The sequence below is a fragment of the Marinobacter sp. MDS2 genome (genome assembly GCF_030718085.1).
In the GTDB taxonomy this organism is placed as follows: Bacteria; Pseudomonadota; Gammaproteobacteria; order Pseudomonadales; family Oleiphilaceae; genus Marinobacter.
The window spans coordinates 1110310-1127671 of the sequence record NZ_JAVAJF010000001.1; the positions used below are offsets into that span (position 1 = coordinate 1110310).

The 17362-nt window shown below is 57.4% G+C and carries 20 protein-coding genes; 2 read left to right on the forward strand and 18 right to left on the reverse strand.

The window, feature by feature from the left end:
- Positions 1-24: 24 nt before the first annotated feature.
- The 17 genes from Q9245_RS05330 to urtA form a co-directional block, all read right to left on the reverse strand.
- The gene (locus Q9245_RS05330; RefSeq protein ID WP_305896161.1) at positions 25-777 is read right to left on the reverse strand and encodes an endonuclease/exonuclease/phosphatase family protein; all 753 of its coding nucleotides are present in this window, start codon (positions 775-777) and stop codon (positions 25-27) included.
- A gap of 136 nt (positions 778-913) precedes the next feature.
- Positions 914-1186: a hypothetical protein gene (locus tag Q9245_RS05335; RefSeq protein WP_305896162.1), complete on the reverse strand. Its 273-nt coding sequence runs from the start codon at positions 1184-1186 to the stop codon at positions 914-916.
- Positions 1187-1302: 116 nt separating this feature from the next.
- Positions 1303-1887, reverse strand: a complete 585-nt coding sequence (locus tag Q9245_RS05340; protein ID WP_305896163.1) for a hypothetical protein — start codon at positions 1885-1887, stop codon at positions 1303-1305.
- A 67-nt stretch (positions 1888-1954) separates the two neighbouring features.
- Positions 1955-2389, reverse strand: coding sequence for a hypothetical protein (locus Q9245_RS05345; protein ID WP_305896164.1), 435 nt, complete (start codon positions 2387-2389; stop codon positions 1955-1957).
- A 948-nt stretch (positions 2390-3337) separates the two neighbouring features.
- Complete coding sequence (locus tag Q9245_RS05350; protein WP_305896165.1) at positions 3338-3913, reverse strand: HupE/UreJ family protein; 576 nt, start codon at positions 3911-3913, stop codon at positions 3338-3340.
- Between the two features lie 43 nt (positions 3914-3956).
- Positions 3957-4595, reverse strand: a complete 639-nt coding sequence (ureG, locus tag Q9245_RS05355) for an urease accessory protein UreG (protein ID WP_305896166.1) — start codon at positions 4593-4595, stop codon at positions 3957-3959.
- A gap of 23 nt (positions 4596-4618) precedes the next feature.
- On the reverse strand, positions 4619-5332 hold the full coding sequence (locus tag Q9245_RS05360; RefSeq protein ID WP_305897180.1) for an urease accessory protein UreF: 714 nt from the start codon (positions 5330-5332) through the stop codon (positions 4619-4621).
- Complete coding sequence (ureE, locus tag Q9245_RS05365) at positions 5304-5846, reverse strand: urease accessory protein UreE (protein WP_305896167.1); 543 nt, start codon at positions 5844-5846, stop codon at positions 5304-5306. The genes Q9245_RS05360 and ureE overlap by 29 nt, the downstream gene beginning before the upstream one ends.
- 22 nt (positions 5847-5868) lie before the next feature.
- The gene (ureC, locus tag Q9245_RS05370) at positions 5869-7572 is read right to left on the reverse strand and encodes an urease subunit alpha (protein ID WP_305896168.1); all 1704 of its coding nucleotides are present in this window, start codon (positions 7570-7572) and stop codon (positions 5869-5871) included.
- On the reverse strand, positions 7569-7886 hold the full coding sequence (locus Q9245_RS05375; protein ID WP_305896169.1) for an urease subunit beta: 318 nt from the start codon (positions 7884-7886) through the stop codon (positions 7569-7571). Before Q9245_RS05375 ends, ureC begins: the two co-directional genes overlap by 4 nt.
- Before the next feature lie 10 nt (positions 7887-7896).
- Complete coding sequence (ureA, locus tag Q9245_RS05380) at positions 7897-8199, reverse strand: urease subunit gamma (protein ID WP_114334330.1); 303 nt, start codon at positions 8197-8199, stop codon at positions 7897-7899.
- Between the two features lie 28 nt (positions 8200-8227).
- Positions 8228-9124, reverse strand: coding sequence for an urease accessory protein UreD (locus tag Q9245_RS05385; protein WP_305896170.1), 897 nt, complete (start codon positions 9122-9124; stop codon positions 8228-8230).
- Positions 9121-9819 (reverse strand): urea ABC transporter ATP-binding subunit UrtE, encoded by a 699-nt coding sequence (urtE, locus tag Q9245_RS05390; protein ID WP_305896171.1) that lies wholly within the window; start codon positions 9817-9819, stop codon positions 9121-9123. The genes Q9245_RS05385 and urtE overlap by 4 nt, the downstream gene beginning before the upstream one ends.
- Positions 9819-10643 carry an urea ABC transporter ATP-binding protein UrtD gene (gene urtD, locus Q9245_RS05395; protein WP_305896172.1) on the reverse strand — a complete coding sequence of 275 codons (825 nt, stop codon included), beginning with the start codon at positions 10641-10643 and terminating at the stop codon, positions 9819-9821. Before urtD ends, urtE begins: the two co-directional genes overlap by 1 nt.
- Positions 10640-11779 (reverse strand): urea ABC transporter permease subunit UrtC, encoded by a 1140-nt coding sequence (gene urtC / locus Q9245_RS05400; RefSeq protein WP_305896173.1) that lies wholly within the window; start codon positions 11777-11779, stop codon positions 10640-10642. The genes urtD and urtC overlap by 4 nt, the downstream gene beginning before the upstream one ends.
- A 3-nt stretch (positions 11780-11782) precedes the next feature.
- The gene (gene urtB, locus Q9245_RS05405; protein ID WP_305896174.1) at positions 11783-13387 is read right to left on the reverse strand and encodes an urea ABC transporter permease subunit UrtB; all 1605 of its coding nucleotides are present in this window, start codon (positions 13385-13387) and stop codon (positions 11783-11785) included.
- 73 nt (positions 13388-13460) lie between these two features.
- Positions 13461-14759 (reverse strand): urea ABC transporter substrate-binding protein, encoded by a 1299-nt coding sequence (gene urtA / locus Q9245_RS05410; RefSeq protein WP_305896175.1) that lies wholly within the window; start codon positions 14757-14759, stop codon positions 13461-13463.
- A 636-nt stretch (positions 14760-15395) separates the two neighbouring features.
- Here urtA and Q9245_RS05415 point away from each other — a divergent pair.
- Both Q9245_RS05415 and Q9245_RS05420 read left to right on the forward strand, forming a co-directional pair.
- On the forward strand, positions 15396-15668 hold the full coding sequence (locus Q9245_RS05415; RefSeq protein ID WP_305896176.1) for a ComEA family DNA-binding protein: 273 nt from the start codon (positions 15396-15398) through the stop codon (positions 15666-15668).
- Positions 15669-15768: 100 nt separating this feature from the next.
- A complete protein-coding gene (locus tag Q9245_RS05420; RefSeq protein WP_305896177.1) occupies positions 15769-16713 on the forward strand; it encodes a DMT family transporter in 945 nt (314 codons plus the stop codon).
- A gap of 26 nt (positions 16714-16739) precedes the next feature.
- Here the strand turns inward: Q9245_RS05420 and gloA are convergent, their stop codons facing one another.
- Positions 16740-17288 (reverse strand): lactoylglutathione lyase, encoded by a 549-nt coding sequence (gloA, locus tag Q9245_RS05425; protein ID WP_305896178.1) that lies wholly within the window; start codon positions 17286-17288, stop codon positions 16740-16742.
- Between the last annotated feature and the right edge of the window lie 74 nt (positions 17289-17362).

Consider the following 17362-nt stretch of genomic DNA (forward strand, 5'->3'; position numbering starts at 1 on the left):
CCCAGCGTCCCGTTGACCACTTTGTTAACTGTTGGTGATCAGCGTCAATGGAACATGATCACTTGTTGAAATCCAGTCATCATGCTGGCCGATCTGCAAAGTACATTCTTCAGTCAAATCATGCGAAGTAAAAGCGTAATCAATGTGGTACGCCTTTTCGCGGTTCCGCTGGAGGAAAAATGTTGGGATGGTCTCGCTTCCCTGATTTTCACCGAAAATTCGATGGTACTGGCTCTCGAATCCCATCGCTCTAAGCTCGGCAATTACGTCCGAGTGATTCCACCACCGATCAGGCTTATCCCAGCGCACATTGCTATTAAAATCACCGAGAATGACTGTTTTTGGCTTGCTAAGGTCTTCACGATGGATCTGAAGATACTTCCAAAATTGCCCCATGTAACCAAATGCTTCGTCATTGCGCCCCTTTGTCCACACGGCCAGCACGGTAAGCTCGTTGTTAATAGTGAAGGGAAGAAAAAGCCTGAGATCTTCTGTTTTCCAACTCAGTGTTTCGCTTTTGCTGAACAGCCCCGGTACAGAAAAGCTACCGCTCCAATTTAACTTTTCTACTCGATGACCGTTTCGGGGAAAGATGCCAATACCACGATTCTTTGACTCACCCACCCATAGGTACTCACCGGCCCACTCCCTGTATGCAGGGGTCGATAGCGCAGGGTCTTCACATTCCTGAACCACCAAGACATCAGCTTGCAAACTCTCCGCTTCTGCAAGCTTTCGCCTCAATGCTCCATTACAGTTCCAGGTTACGATATTCATAGATAAAGGCAGTTAACGCCCTTGTTTAGAGGCGCCCATGTAGCGCAGCGAAATGGGCGTCCGGTGTAGGGCCGCCAGGCCCGAAACGTACTACAACTATTTGTTAAAGGCTTTTTCAGTGAGCGCTCGGTAGTCATTACAACACCGTTGATATTGTCTGGATGACGCTCACAACTGTCAGGAATCCGCCAATGACGATCAGTCGTCTTTGAGAGAGGTCGATACCCTGAATCAGAACAAAGGTTCCGACCATGCCGCTGAAAAAGCCTCCACTGAATTGGGAACCACCGACTGCATAAACAAACACCAAGTAAATTACTGCCAGCAGATACAGCAATACTCGTAACGGCTTGAACTCAAAACGCTTGTAGTAGGCTTGGTCTTCTGGGGATAGGTCTTCCTTGTTCACCGATAACTCCCTTTAGCCTTTAACGCCAATATTCAGCGGCGGCCTTTGCGTAGCGAAGCGGAGAAAAGGCCGTCCGGTGGAGGCCCGTCAGGGCCGGAACGAACTGGAATGACTGGTTAGCATTGCTGAGCAGGGTAAATGAAATGGTAGGGAGAATTATCCTGAATCCAGTCTCCAGCTCGTGACCCAATTCTCTTTGCTTCCTCAACTACCGGTTCAAGCGGAATTTCTAGCTTACTGCCATCCCGGTTCTCTGTGATAAAAATGAGTTCTTCAGCGAGAAGCACTCGCTTTATACGTTTATTGTCACCGTCAAGAATTTCGTATCCACGGCGGTTTGGTAAAACCACTTCAAGAATTCCACCGCAATCCTCGCCAACCCAATTATCAACCCTTTCGTCAAAATGCTCGATGTTATCGCGAGCTGCTCGGGAAAGGATTTCAGAATCGTCAGCTACCTCTAGAAGCCGCCGAAGCGTCCGTTTTCTCTCACGCGAGACACCTTGAGGACGTACAGGAGACAAATATTTCGACATCATTGCAGCATGCGCCAGACAAGAGGTTAGGTGAAACCACACTAATCTTTGTTGCCTTGTCTCTGGATTCGAGGCGACTTGTAGCATATTCATAAATTCGTGCTCTACACCCAATGAGTGCATTGAGAGCTCTTGCATGTACCAAGTGATCTCGAAATCGTCCATTTAACTCCCTATTGCTAACGATGAGCGAAGCGGCGGCCCATCAGGGGCGTCTGCCTTACGCGGTTGGTTAAGTGTTTTGCCGCTTAACGCTGTTCTCAGGTGGATTTAGCTTACCGATCAGGAAATCCTCCAAGGCAGGAGCGAGGTAGTTTAGTTCCTTCGGAAATCCCAAAGTGGCCACTCTAGTTACTCCCACCGCTTCCCAACGTTCGCGGAGGACACTGTCCTTACTGGATCCGGAAGGTGCTGCCTTGATCACATGCGCCATCAGTCGACGGCTGATGCCGCGATCCTGATAAATACCTCCACCACGACTATTGCCTAAGCCAACGTAAAGAACCTCATCGCCCTTTAACAGCGCATAGACTCCACCGACCAAATAATTTGGTACAGGGCCGCGCCATTCCCAGGAAAAATCCCACTGTGGTAAAGATGCCTCACTACCCCAGTGTTTAGAAAAGAAACTTCGCGTGAGAGTAACCAAACCTTCCTTGTCAGACATATTTACTCCTAGTGACACTTAAACGCTTAGCTTAGCGGCGCCCTTGCAATGGAGGCGAAGCCGCAATAAAAAGGGCGTCCGGCGGCCATCGGCCGCGCACTACAGCGACTTGTTATGACTTGCGAAGTTCGCCTGCTCCCTAGCCGGCCACTGCCTAAGAAGACACTTCATGGCCATCGAAATTTTTAATGTGACGATCACTATAACTTTCGGGATTCATTCGGATCTTCGTGGCCAATGACACCAAAGCCTCTCGATTTCGGTTGTCATATTCGGTGACCTCGGACTCAGACAATTGAATGTCCACGGAGTACATCGCCACTGACCCACACAGAACCGTGAAAAACAGCTTCCCTTCATCTCTGAATAACATCCAGTCCCATGGACTCGACTCTAAAACCTGCACAAAGACCTCATAGAGTCATAACAGTGATTAGATAGAGCGCTTCGTTATTGCACAAAAGTGACTTCAATCATCCGCGCCTACCCCTAGATTATTCAGCATCATTTATGCATTAGAATCAGCAGCTTGCAAGCATCTCTACTTCACCCCTGATGTAATCGCGTGACCTCCGCATTATTGCAATAATGAAGCACTGGCAATGATCTTGTCGCAGAGCATCTGCAAGGCCGCCAAAATACAAAGGCGTGCGAAAACCACCTTCGATCAAAAGATCTAAACAAGGCACCAGGAAAAACCAGCGGTAAAAGGGGCGAAAGAGATTCGAAAAAAGCTAAAGCAGCAAACTGAAATCCATCTGTCGTCCCTAACAGCGGCAAGTTCCCTTGTGTGTAAACATACACTACCTAATTTTCAGGAAACTTCCTATATAGTCAATCTGAAAAGCAGCAAATTCGCGACGAACGCACGAATTTGCTGTTGAGGCTTCGGGAGGAATTTGTCGTGCAGTCAGGTATGGCGGGGCACTCTATAAACTAGCAACGGCCTCAAGCCGCCGCCAAATACGCCCCCGCAACCGCCAGCACACCACCCACTCCGCGGCTAAACCGGCTGTCCGCTTTCAACATCAGGCTACCCAGCCCACGCCCAGCCAAAGTGATGGCAAGGGTGGCGATTGAGAAGCCAGCCAAATAGCCCGCCAGTGTTGCGCCTTCGGGCATTTCCGCGCCGTGGGCAAAGCCGTGGAACAACATGAAGGCACCAACTAATGTGCCACCCACGGCAGTCGGTAGTTTCGCCAAAGTGGCAATAAGGATACCGGCCACCAGTACCGAGAAGGTTATGCCGGTTTCAACGCCGGGCATGGTTAGGCCAGCCCAGGCTAGAGCTGCGCCAACCACCATACCGCCGATCACGAAGGCTGGAGTCGCGTTTTTCATGAGCTTGCTCTGGCGCACGCTCCAGAAGCCTATGGCTGCCATGGCCAGCAGGTGGTCCAGGCCCAGCATCGGGTGCAGCAAGCCGCTGGTGAAGCCGCCTTCGGTGTGGCCGGGGTGGGCCATGGCGGATGCAGAGGCGGTTAGAAGCACGGCGGCGGTGAGTAGTTTTGAAGTCAGTTTCATGGTGTTGCTCCTGGTGGTTCTAATATCGTTTTGGTTCGGTTGCTCAGGCTTCTTTGGCCAGTTTTTCGGGGCGTCTCTCCGGCAGCATGCCGCGCTCAAGGATGAAGCTGATGATGGTTTCCAGCCCCACCCCGTCGTATAGATTGGTAAACACGAAGGGGCGTTCGCCGCGCATTTTTTTGCTGTCCCGTTCCATGACGTCTAGGGAGGCGTGTACCTGTTCGGCGATGTCGATTTTGTTGATGATCAGCAGGTCGGATTTGGTGATGCCGGGGCCGCCTTTGCGGGGGATCTTGTCGCCGGCGGATACGTCGATCACGTACAGGGTGAGGTCGCTCAGTTCCGGGCTGAAGGTGGCAGACAGGTTGTCGCCGCCGGATTCCACCAGCACCAGTTCCAGATCCGGGTGGCGGTTTTGCAGGTCGTCGATGGCCGCCAGGTTCATGGAAGCGTCTTCGCGAATGGCGGTGTGCGGGCAGCCGCCGGTTTCCACGCCGAGGATACGGTCTGCGTCCAGCGCTTCGTGGCGCAGCAGGAAATCGGCGTCTTCCCGGGTGTAGATGTCGTTGGTGACCACGGCGATGTTGTAGTGGTTGCGCAGGGCTTTGCACAACTGGCGCAGCAAGGCGGTTTTACCAGATCCTACCGGGCCGCCAACTCCAACTCTCAAACAATGTGTCATGGCTATGTCTCCTCAATGTGTCTTCAGCTTCTGAAAAGCCGTGAATACTGTGTTTCGTGTAAGGCACTTCCGAGCGCCAATCCCGGCAGGATGGGCCCGAGTTCGTGATCGTCTCGTTCCAGCGCAATGTCTACGGCGGCCGCCAGTTGTGGCCGTAACTGTTCGATGATGCGTTGGGCAGAGGTGTGGCCAAGGGGCAGCGCTTTGCAGGCCACGGCGAGCTGGTTTTCCAGCCAGGCCCAGGCGAAGCCGAGCAGCGTTTGGCGCACGGGCACGTACCGTTTGTGGGCAACCCAGGCGAACATGGTGATGTAGCCGGGGTCTTCCGGTATCAGGTGTGGCTCGGACAGCAGTTCCAGGTTGCGCAGCAGCGTCACGAGGGCCGCGCCTAAGCGGCTGTCTTCGTCGCTCAGTTCGGCGGTTTCCCGGGTGGCGTGCAGCCAGTCGTTCCACTGCGCCAGCGCTTCGGCATCGCTGTCGGCCCAGGCGCTCTGCAAACGCACCAGTAGAGGCAATTCGCAGCGGCTTAGGCCGTCTTCCAGTACGCCTTCAATCCACTGGGCCAGTTCGGCTTCGTTGTTCACCCAACCCAGTTCAAAGGCGCTTTCCAAACCTTGGGACCACGCAAAGGCACCGATGGGCAGTGCCGGGCTGACCAGTTGCATCAGGCCCAGCAAGGCCAGATCACTCCCCTGCGGGATTGGAGCCTCAGTGGGCATGTTCGTGACGGTGGCCATGGCTGTGCCCGTGGTCGTGATCGTGTGAATGGCTGAGGCCGTGGCCATGGGAATACCCGGCTTGGGTGTAGGCACCGGGTTCCGGGTCGAACGGGGCGGTGTGGTGGGTCAGGGTTGCGCCCAAACGTTCCGCCAGTTCTTCCAGCACGTGGTCCGGGGTGATGCGCACGTAGGCACCCTGCTCGTCCATGCCGATGGCGAGCGTTACGTGGCGATTGCCCAGGTGGTAGCACAGGCGCGCCAGAGGTTGGCCGTTTTCAATGCGGGCGGTGACTACCTGTTCTTCCGCCGCGCGGATGCGGACGATCTCGCCGGTTTTGGCTTGCAGCAGGTCGCCGTCGCGCAGCACCGGGCCGCGGTCCAGAAACAGGCCTACATCCACGTTGGTTTCGGTGGTGGCCCGCAAACGGCCGCGGATGCGCAGCTCGTAGGGCAAAGTCAGGTTGTCCAGAATCTCGCCGGGGTCGATCCCGGCGTGGTTCACATCGCCAAGGCGTTTTGTTAGTTCCAACATAATCGGTTCTCCAATTCCCGGCTTAAAAAAGATGGTAGCGCTGGGCCAGGGGCAGTTCGGTGGCGGGCTCACAGGTGAGCAGTTCGCCGTCTGCGTGCACTTCGTAGGTTTGCGGGTCCACAGTGATGTGCGGGCACGCGTCGTTCAGTTTCATGTCTTTCTTGCGCACGCCCCGCACGCCTTTGCAGGCAGACAACGGGCTGTCCAGCCCCAGCTCTTCGCCAATGTTGGCGTCCAGCGCGGCCTGGCTGACGAAGGTCAGGCGGGTGGCACTGGCGGCTTTGCCGAAGGCACCGAACATGGGGCGGTAATGCACCGGCTGCGGTGTGGGGATCGAGGCATTCGGGTCACCCATGGGGGCTGCCGCAATCATGCCGCCCTTGAGGATGGTGGCCGGTTTCACGCCAAAGAACGCGGGGCTCCAGAGCACCAAGTCCGCCAGCTTGCCCACTTCCACCGAGCCGACTTCGTGGGCGATGCCGTGGGTGATGGCGGAGTTGATGGTGTACTTGGCGATGTAGCGTTTGGCGCGGAAGTTGTCGGCGCCTCGTTCTTGGTCTTCCGGCAGCAGGCCGCGTTGCACTTTCATTTTGTGGGCGGTTTGCCAGGTACGGCACACCACTTCGCCTACCCGGCCCATGGCCTGTGAGTCGGAGGAGATCATGGAGATCACGCCAATGTCGTGCAGGATGTCTTCGGCGGCGATGGTTTCCCGGCGAATGCGGGAGTCGGCGAAGGCCACGTCTTCGGGGATGTTGGGGTCCAAGTGGTGGCACACCATCAACATGTCTAGGTGTTCGTCCACGGTGTTTACGGTGTAGGGCCGGGTCGGGTTGGTGGACGACGGCAGTACGTAATCCTTGGAGCAGGCGGTGATGATGTCGGGTGCGTGGCCGCCGCCCGCGCCTTCGGTGTGGAAGGTGTGGATGCAGCGGCCTTTGAAGGCGGCTAGCGTGTCTTCCACAAAGCCGGATTCATTAAGGGTGTCGGTGTGGATGGCCACTTGGATGTCGTACTGGTCCGCCACGGTCAGGCAGTTGTCGATGCTGGCCGGGCTGGTGCCCCAGTCTTCGTGCAGTTTGAGGCCGATGACTCCGGCTTTGATTTGCGCTTCTAGCCCTTCGGGCAGGCTGGCGTTGCCTTTGCCCAAAAAGCCGATGTTCATGGGCAGGCTGTCAACGGCTTGCAGCATTTTGCCCATGTGCCAGGCACCGGGTGTGCAGGTGGTGGCGTTGGTGCCGGTGGCCGGGCCGGTGCCGCCGCCGAGCATGGTGGTGATGCCGCTCATCAGGGCTTCTTCTACCTGTTGGGGGCAGATGAAGTGGATGTGGGGGTCGATGCCACCGGCGGTGAGGATTTTACCTTCGCCGGCGATGATTTCGGTGCCGGGGCCGATGACGATGGTGACGTCTGGCTGGGTGTCGGGGTTGCCGGCTTTGCCGATGGCAGCGATGCGGCCTTTTTGGATGCCGATGTCGGCTTTGACGATGCCCCACCAGTCCAGTATCAGGGCGTTGGTGATGACGGTGTCCATGACGGCTTCGTCTACCCGTTGGCTTTGGCCCATGCCGTCACGGATGACTTTGCCGCCGCCGAATTTTACTTCGTCGCCGTAGTGGGTGTGGTCTTGTTCTACTTCGATCCACAGTTCGGTGTCGCCTAGGCGCACGCGGTCGCCTACTGTGGGGCCGTACATGTCGGCGTAGGCTTGTCTGGAAATTTTCATGCGTTGCCCTCCAATTTACCCATCACTTCACCGCGAAACCCGTAGATTTCCCGTTTTCCAACGAACGGGATCAGGGTGACGGATCGGGTTTGGCCGGGTTCGAAGCGGATGGCGGTGCCAGCGGCGATGTCGAGCCGAAATCCGCGGGCTTTGGCGCGGTCGAAGTTGAGTGCGGGGTTGGCTTCGGCGAAGTGGTAGTGGGAACCGATTTGTATTGGGCGGTCGCCGGTGTTGGCGACGTCCAGTGTGATGCGTTCGCGGCCAGCGCAGAGTTCGATGTCGCCGTCGCGGATTTGGAATTCACCGGGGGTCATGGCGCGGTCCTTACACTATGGGGTTGTGGACGGTGACTAGTTTTGTTCCGTCCGGGAAGGTGGCCTCTACCTGCACTTCGTGGATCATGTCGGCGATGCCGTCCATGACGTCTTCACGGGTGAGTATTTCGGTGCCGGCGCTCATGAGTTCGGCTACGGTGCGGCCTTCGCGGGCGCCTTCCATGATTTCGGCGCTGATCAGGGCGATGGCTTCGGGGTAGTTCAGTTTCAGGCCTTTGGCTTTTCGGCGTTCGGCCAGTAAGGCGGCGGTGAACAGCAGCAGTTTGTCTTTGTCTCTCGGGGTCAGTTCCATAACGTGTTCCGTTGTTATTTGTTGGGCTTCAGGTGAGCCAGATTCTGGGTGTATGGGCCGGTAAGCCGGTGAGCATGGGCCGCAGCAGGTGCCAGGCTTGTTCGCAAAGGGCCCAGGCTTCGTTGCGTTCGGAGCCGAGGTAGCGCAGTAACAGCACGCCTCTGCGGCGGGTAACGGCCCAGCGGTTGTGGTCCGGAAGCTGTTCTCTCAGGGCTTCGATGGCGGCGGCTTCGTCGCTTAGGCCCACGGCCCAAAGTGTGGCTTGTACGGTGGCACCGCCCTGCCCCCAGTGGCCGGTGAACCGGCGATGGGTTGGGTCCAGTAATTGACGTTCCAACCATATGGGTTTGCCATCGAGGCTGAGGTGAAAACGCTGTTCCAGCGCGCCGGTGGCGAAGGGCAGTTCGCTGGCCGGGCGGCCGAGGGCGAGCACTTCCCAGCCGAGGGTTTTGGCACCGCTTTCCAGTTCAATGGTGGTGGTTTGTTCGCCCCGGGAGCCGTCGAAGGCGATGGTTTCCTGGGGCAGATATTCCAGGGTTGCGTTTTTCGCCACCTGCAATCGGGTGTGCTGCGCCCAAGCCACGCCGTGGCTGTCGGCTTTGTAGAGTTTGGCGGCGGCCGGGGTAGTCAGCAGGGTGTGGCCGCCTTCGGCTACGGTGGCTTCGATGCGCAGTTGGTCACCACTGACCAAACCGCCCGGTGGGTGCAACAGATACACGTGGCAACAGCCGTGTTTGCCTTCCGGATAGAACGGGCGCTGTACCCGCAATGGGCCTGTGTGCCGGCGGCGCACCATGCGGGTGATCAGCTCGGCCTCGCCCTCGCTTCGGGATTCGAAGCCGAGGGACAGTGAGGCCGCCCAGCGCCGTTCGGTGTCAAACCTGTGGCCAGAGCTATGGGTTTCGATGGGTTGGTACGCGGTCATACAGTCAGGTGCTTTTTGATCAGCTCGTCGCTCAAGCCTGCAATTTCCCCTTCCGCCACTCGTCGGCCCCGGTCGAGGATGGCGAAGCGGTCGGCGTATTTGCGCGCGAACGGGAGTTTCTGTTCCACCAGCAGTACCGTCAGGCCGTCTTCTTCGATCAGTTTGCGAATCACTTCACCGATCTGGGCCACGATGTTGGGCTGGATGCCCTCACCCGGCTCGTCGAGGATTAGCAGTTTCGGTTCGATCACCAGCGCCCGGCCGATCGCGAGTTGCTGTTGCTGGCCACCGGAGAGGTCGCCGCCGCGGCGGTGTTTCATTTCCTTGAGCACCGGGAACAGCTCGTAGATGCGTTCGGGTATTTTTTTGCTGCCGTCTTTTCGTACCGCCAGGCCCGTGCGCAGGTTTTCTTCTACAGTAAGCAGCGGAAAAATCTGCCGGCCTTGGGGCACGTAGCCAATGCCGAGGCGGGAGCGGTCTTCGATTTTCTTTTGGGTGAGTTCCACATCCCCCGCCAGCGCCATGCGGCCGTTCTTGACGCTTTCTTCCCCCATGATGCATTTCATCAGCGTGGTTTTTCCCACGCCGTTGCGCCCCATCACGCAGGTGCATTGGCCTTGGGGGATGTCGAGTTCCAGATCCCAGAGGGTGTGGCTTTCGCCGTAGTATTGGTTGAGTTTCTCGATCTTGAGCATCAGGCCTCTTCCCCTAGGTACACTTTGATAACTTCCGGGTCGTTCGACACCTGGTCCATGGTGCCTTCCGCCAGCACGCTGCCTTGGTGCAGCACGGTGACTTTGCGGGCGATGGAGCGCACAAAACCCATGTCGTGTTCCACCACCACAACCGACTGTTTGCCCGCCAGGCTGGTGAGCAATTCGGCGGTGCGTTCCATTTCCTGCTCGGTCATGCCGGCTACCGGCTCGTCCACCAGCAGCAGCCGAGGTTTTTGCATCAGCAGCATGCCGATCTCCAGCCACTGTTTCTGGCCGTGGGAAAGAATGCCTGCAGGTTTGTTGCACAAGCTTTCCAGCTTGATGGTTTCAAGCACTTCGCCAATACGATCCCGGTGCTCCGGCTTCATAATGGCGGTGAGTGTCGGCCAGATGCCTTTGTTGGTGGCCATCGCCAGTTCGAGGTTTTCGAACACGGTGAGGGCTTCAAACACGGTGGGCTTTTGGAACTTGCGGCCGATGCCCAGGCTGGCGATTTCCGGCTCGTTCATGGTCAGCAGGTTGTGGCGGCTGCCAAACCACACCGAGCCGTTATCCGGGCGGGTTTTACCGGTGATGATGTCCATCATGGTGGTTTTCCCGGCGCCGTTGGGGCCGATGATGCAGCGCAGTTCGCCGTCGTCGATGGTGAGGTTGAGGTTGTTAATGGCGTGGAAGCCATCGAAGCTCACGTTCACATCTTCCATGTACAGAATCGGGCCGTGGCGCACGTCTACCGGGGATTGGGCGGGCTCCAGAAACTCGAACACCCGCTCGCGGTTAGTCAGTTGCTCGAACATGCTCATGCGGTGGCCTCCTGTGCAGCTGGCGCGTCGTCAGCGGTGTCGGTTTTCCGGTCTTTTTGCAACAGGCCCGCAATGCCTTTGGGCAGGAACACGGTCACCAGCACAAACAGTGCGCCAAGGGCGAACAGCCAGGCATCCGGCATCACGCCGGTGAACACGGTTTTGGCATAGTTCACCAGAATGGCGCCAATGACGGCCCCATAGAGGGTTGCGCGGCCACCCAAGGCCACCCACACCACGATTTCGATGGAGAACAGCGGCGAGAATTCACTGGGATTGATGATGCCCACTTGCGGCACGTACAAAGCCCCGGCTACCCCGGCCAGCATGGCGGATACTGCAAACACGAACAGTTGCACCCGCTCTACCCGGTAACCCAGAAAGCGGGTACGGGCTTCGGCATCCCGGCAGGCAACGCTGACCCGGCCCAGTTTGCTGGTGACAATGCCGCGGCAAATCACATAACCGATGGCCAGCGCCACGCCGGTGGCAATGAACAAGCCGAGCCTTGTGGCATCGCTGCGCAGGTTAAAGCCGAGGATATCCCGGAAGTCGGTCAGGCCGTTGTTGCCACCAAAGCCCATTTCGTTGCGGAAGAACGCCAGCATCAGGGCGAAGGTCAGCGCCTGGGTGATGATCGACAGGTACACGCCGGTAACCCGGGAGCGGAAGGCGAGGAAGCCGAACACCAACGCCAACAAGCCGGGTGCCAGCAGTACCATGATGAAAGCGAACCAGGCCATGTCGAAGCCAAGCCAGTACCAGGGCAGTTCCTGCCAGTTCAGGAACACCATGAAGTCTGGCAGCACCGGGTCGCCGTAGGTGCCGCGATCGCCGATCTGGCGCATCAGGTACATCCCCATGGCGTAGCCGCCGAGGGCGAAGAAGGCACCGTGCCCGAGGCTGAGGATACCGAGGTAGCCCCACACCAAGTCCACGGCGACCGCCAGCAAGGCGTAGCACAAATACTTGCCCAGCAAGGTTACGGTGTAGGCGCTGACGTGCAGCGCGCTGTCTTGTGGCATGAACAGGTGCAGGAAGGTGACCAGCACCAAGGCGCTGAACAACACGCCAAGGAAGATCTGGGTGGAACGTTCCTGAAACGGCCGGAACAGCCAGGTTTGTGATGAAGCCATAACTCAGCCCTCCGCGGCCCGGCCTTTCTGGGGGAAGAGCCCCTTCGGCCGTTTTTGAATGAACAGGATGATCATGACCAACACCATGATCTTGGCCAGTACCGCGCCAGCCCAAGGTTCCAGAACCTGATTGATGGTGCCCAGCGTGAGCCCGGCCACCAAGGTGCCCCAGAGGTTACCGACACCGCCGAACACCACCACCATGAACGAATCGATGATGTAGTTCTGGCCCAGGTTCGGCCCTACGTTGGTGATTTGTGACAGCGCCACACCGGCCAGGCCGGCAACGCCGGAGCCGAGGGCAAAGGTGAGAATGTCGACTTTCGTGGCTTTGATGCCCATGGAGCGAGCCATCGCCCGGTTCTGGGTAACGGCGCGCACTTCCAGGCCGAGACGGGTTTTGCGCATGATCAGCATCAGGCCTGCGAACACCACCAAGGCGAAGCCGATGACGTACAGGCGGTTCAAGGTGAGTGACAGGGCTTCGTTGATCATGATCGAGCCGCTCATCCACTCTGGTGTGACCACCGAGCGGTTCAGCGGCGACACCAGGGTGCGCACCAGTTGTTGCAAAATCAGGCTGATGCCGAAGGTGGCCAACAGGGTTTCAAGCGGGCGGCCTTTGAGATATTGGATAACGCTGCGCTCAATGGCGATACCCGCCAGCGCCGCGACCAGGAAGCCGGCCGGAATCGACAGAATCAACGCCAAGCCCGGCTGGCCGGGGAATAGCTGCTGCATGCCCCAGGTGGTGTAAGCGCCGAGCATGATCAGCTCGCCGTGGGCCATGTTGATCACGCCCATCACGCCAAAGGTGATGGCCAGGCCAATCGCCGCCAATACCAGGACCGAACCGAGGGACAGGCCGAAGTACAAGGTTTCGGCGGCGCGGTTCATTTTCAGTTTTTGTTCTATGCTTTCGAGCGCTTGAGCGGCCGCGGCGGCGAGCACCGGGTCGTCACTGTTGCTGGCGTTGTTCAACGCGGCGCGGGCCTTGGCATTCAAACTGCCCGACAGGGTTTTAACCGCGCTTAGGTCGCCCTGCTCCAGCCGGTGAATGGCCAAGGCGGTGGCGAGCATGTCGCGCACGGCGGGGTTGTCGTCTACCTGCGCACGCTGTTCAATTTGGTTCACCAATGCGCCATCGACTTCACCCAATAGATCCCGGGCGGCCGCTAGCCGAACGTCCGGGTTGGCTGCAGTAAGGTCGATCACGGCGAGCAGGCCTTCGACCTCACTGCGCAATGCGTTATTCACACGAACGGTGGCCAGAGCCCGGCGCGACACTTTGCCCAGGTTTTCCCCGTTCAGGGCACTGGCAACCGTCCAGTTGCGGCCCACGTTGCTCAGAACGACCACGGTGGTGCCGTTCTCTTTAACGGTGGCGAGCTTGCCAGCCGAGAAGGCTTCCAGCCATTCCCGGGCGCGCTCGTCACCGCTTTCAGAAATTTGTTTCAGAACCGCGGTTCGCTCGGCGTTGCTGGCTTCCACGAGCCTTTGCAACAGCATTTGCGCTGCGTCGTCCTGTACTTGGGCGGTCGCCAGTGACGGCCCAAAAGCGATACACCAGACAATGACTAGCCCGGCGAGCAATCGAAAGATGCTCATGATTCATTCCTGTTGGCGATGAAATGAAATTAAAAAAACCGGGCACGCGTTAAAGCCTGCCCGGGTATAGGCTTTACTTGGAGGCTACGTCTGCCGAGCTGCCACAGGTGCCGGTGACCACATTGAAGTTGCCGCAGCGCAACGGTGCGCGCCAATCACTGATCAGGTCTTTCGAACCGGGCAAGAAGTCAGACCAGGCATCGCCGGCTACGGTAGACGGGGTTTCCCACACCACGGAGAACTGGCCGTTGTCCTGAATCTCGCCAATCAGCACCGGCTTGGTGATGTGATGGTTCGGCATCATGGTGGCGTAGCCGCCGGTGAGGTTGGGCACGCTCACGCCGATGATGGCGTCTTTCACTGCGTCTACGTCGGCGGTACCTGCTTTCTTCACGGCCTCAACGTACATGTTGAAGCCAATGTAGTGGGCTTCCATCGGGTCGTTGGTCACGGCCGCTTCGTCACCTTTGAATTCCACCCAGGCGTCGATGAAGTCGTAGTTGGCGTCGGTGTCCACGCTCATGAAGTAGTTCCAGGCGGCGAGGTGACCAACCAGAGGGCCGGTGTCGATACCCGCCAGCTCCTGCTCACCCACCGAGAAGGCCACCACCGGAATATCCGAGGCGGAAATGCCCTGGTTGCCCAGTTCACGGTAGAAAGGCACGTTGGCGTCGCCGTTGATGGTTGAGACCACCGCGGTTTTCTTGCCGGCGCTGCCGAACTTCTTGATGTCAGAGACGATGGACTGCCAATCGGAATGACCAAACGGCGTGTAGTTGATCATGATGTCGCTGGCCGCCACACCTTTGTCTTTCAGGTAGGTCTCAAGCACCTTGTTGGTGGTGCGCGGGTAAACGTAATCGGTGCCCGCCAGCACCCAGCGTTCAACGCCGATGTCGTTCATCAGGTAGTCCACCGCGGGAATCGCCTGCTGGTTAGGCGCTGCACCGGTGTAGAACACGTTTTCAGAAGACTCTTCACCCTCGTACTGCACCGGGTAGAACAGCAGGCCGTTCAATTCTTCGACCACCGGCAGCACGGATTTACGGGACACCGAGGTCCAGTTGCCAAAGATGACGTCGACTTCTTCTTTTTCCAGCAACTCCCGGGCTTTCTCGGCAAACAGCGGCCAGTTAGACGCCGGGTCAACCACCACCGGCTCTAGCTTGCGGCCCAGCACACCACCCGCGGCATTTTGTTTTTCGATCAGCATTAGCATGGTGTCTTTCAGTGCCGTTTCACTGATCGCCATGGTGCCGGACAATGAATGCAGCACCCCCACTTTGATGGGGTCTTCCGCTGCCATCGCGTGGAAGGAAACCGACAGTGCCAAGGCAGACAGGCCAAGCTTTACGTTTTTTTTCAGGCTCATGGTGCACGTCCTTTTCGTTGGGTATTGAGTCTTTTAACGAACCCTGCCTTTGCATCGAGCGTTCCAACAACTACAAAACCCTCTAACAAACAATCACTTAAACCAAATCGGGACAATAAAAATCAACAATCAAGCCCGACTACTTCGGATTCGAGGCCTTATTTTGGTGCTCCCGATGAGAGCGCGCGCCACTCTGGTGCACCTCAAACAATGAATCTCAATTCACCGTGAAACGCACAACTTTGTAGGAGATATCGCACACGCTGGGTGGATGATGTCCGATTCTGAATAAACGGGCCCGGCGTAGAATCGATGTTGTCAGGGATGACAAGCCGGCACGGACGTTGGCTCAGGGATGGAAACTCAAGGAATTGAAGAGTTGCCCGAAGGATCAGGGCGTACAGGGATGAACCAGGGACGACGTGCTCAGGATGATGCACAGCCTGACGGATCAGGCAGGGGTCAGCCACGGAATTTCGGGGGCACAAGGACAGTGTCCTCTTCCGTGCATTAACCCGACTGCTTTCCTCTCTTTCTGATTCTTCGCAAAGCCAGTGACTTTGCAGTTCCAACAACCTCTGGTTTGTCTCGCCTGATTGATCGATATAAAAAGCCCTTACCAATCAGGAATCATCCATGAAACCTACGTCTTTTTTCGCTGCCCTTGTTCTGCTGTTTAGCCTGGCAACCGGTTTTGTTCACGCCAATGAACCCAGCGCGGTCAACATCAATGCCGCCGATGTGGCCACTCTGTCTGCCTTGACTGGCATTGGTCAAAGCAAAGCGGAAGCCATCGTGGCCTACCGTGAAGCCAACGGCCCGTTTGCGTCCGTTGAAGATTTGGCCAATGTAAAAGGTATTGGCGCCCGCACCGTTGAGAAGAACGCTCCGCGTCTTGCTGTAAAATAAGCCTTTCCGGGGGCGCCCTGCCCCCTTCTTTCCGCCTATGGCGAAGTCTGCCTGCCACTGTTAGTCTGCTCGGTTAATTCTCTGTGGCTTGGCAAGCTTTATGATTCAAGGCGTTCTGTTAATTGCTCTTGCCGCCCTGCTTTGGGCGACCACCAGCATTGTTGCGAAATTCCTGTTCGGCGGCTCTGATCTCGCCCCTATTACCCTTGCCTTCTTGCGTCTGGTTGTGGCGCTGCCGTTCTTCTGGGTTTTAATGCGCCGGGAGCAGCGCCAACTTCGCCGAGATAATCCTGACGGGAATGCGGTGGGCAGCTCGTTACGCTCGCTCAGTTGGAAAGCGCTTCTGCCGTTAACGGCGCTTGGGTTGTTCCAAGCCCTGTATCAAGGCAGTTATCTGGTTGCCGTCGATTTGTCCGGGGCGGGTATTGCCACGTTGATTTCACTCTGCCTGCCACCCGTATTCGTAGCCATACTCGCTGCCCCAATGTTGGGCGAGCGGCCTACTCTGACCACCTGGATTGCTGCTCTGGGCGCGCTTTTGGGCACCGGCATGCTGGTGGTGGGTGATATTGATACCACCGGCACCCTTCGGCTTGCGGGCATTTTGATGTCGTTGTTGGCGGCGGCGGTGTACACCGGATTCACGCTGACCAGCCGTTATAACTCGGTGGGCACGCCTGCTTTCACCACAGCCTTTATCTGCTTTCTCACCGCGGCTGTGTTGTTGCTGCCGGTGGTGCTGCTCACCGGTGGCTTCGCCGCGCTGGAAACCATGGCCCTGAAGCACTGGTTGATGGTGTGTTACATCGGGGTGGTGCCCACAGGTATTGGTTACCTGATGTTCTTTACCGGCATAAAAAGCACTCCGGCAACCCTGTCTAGCATTGTGGTTACGCTGGAACCTTTGTTTGTGGCGCTGTTGGCGTGGCTTATTCTGGGGGAAATGCTGGGTACGGTGGGCGTGGCAGGAGCCATTGTGTTGGTGGTGGCGGTGATTGTTGCTTCGCGCAGCAACACCGCAGCCGGAGCCAACCAGAACGGCTGATTCCGGCATTGGGTGCGGGGTGAGGTTTAGCCGCCCTTACGCTGCTTTTCCAGCATGTTTGGCTGCAGGATCTCAATCCAGTAGCCATCCGGGTCTTTGATAAACGCCAAGCCTTTCATTTTGCCGTCATCCGGGCGCTTCACAAACTCGACACCGAGTTGCTCGAAGCGTTCACAGGCACTGTAAACATCCGGCACGGCAACGCCGATATGACCAAAGCCTTGCGGCTGGTCGTTACCGTTGTGGTAGGCAAAGTCGGGGTCGTCTTCGGTGCCCCAGTTGTGGGTCAGTTCCAACATGGCTTCGCGGCCAAAGGTGTAGGTTGTCCGGTGCCCCTCATCCGCCGGCACTCGCTCGGCTTCGGCATCGTCCAGATACGCCAAAAAATACAGCGTGAACTTCATTTCCGGGAAGTCCAGTTTACGCACCAAGCGCATGCCCATCACTCGGGAATAAAAGTCCAGAGAGCGCTCAGGATCTTTAATCCGCAGCATAGTTTGGTTAAACACGTAACCTTCGGTTTCAGGAACCGGCGCGTCATGCAGGCCAAGGGCCTTTTCGAAATGCTTTGGCATAATGGGTCATCCCAATCTGGTTCATACTTGAACCATAATATATGCGAGCAGATGGAAGCCTTTTCAAGGCCCCC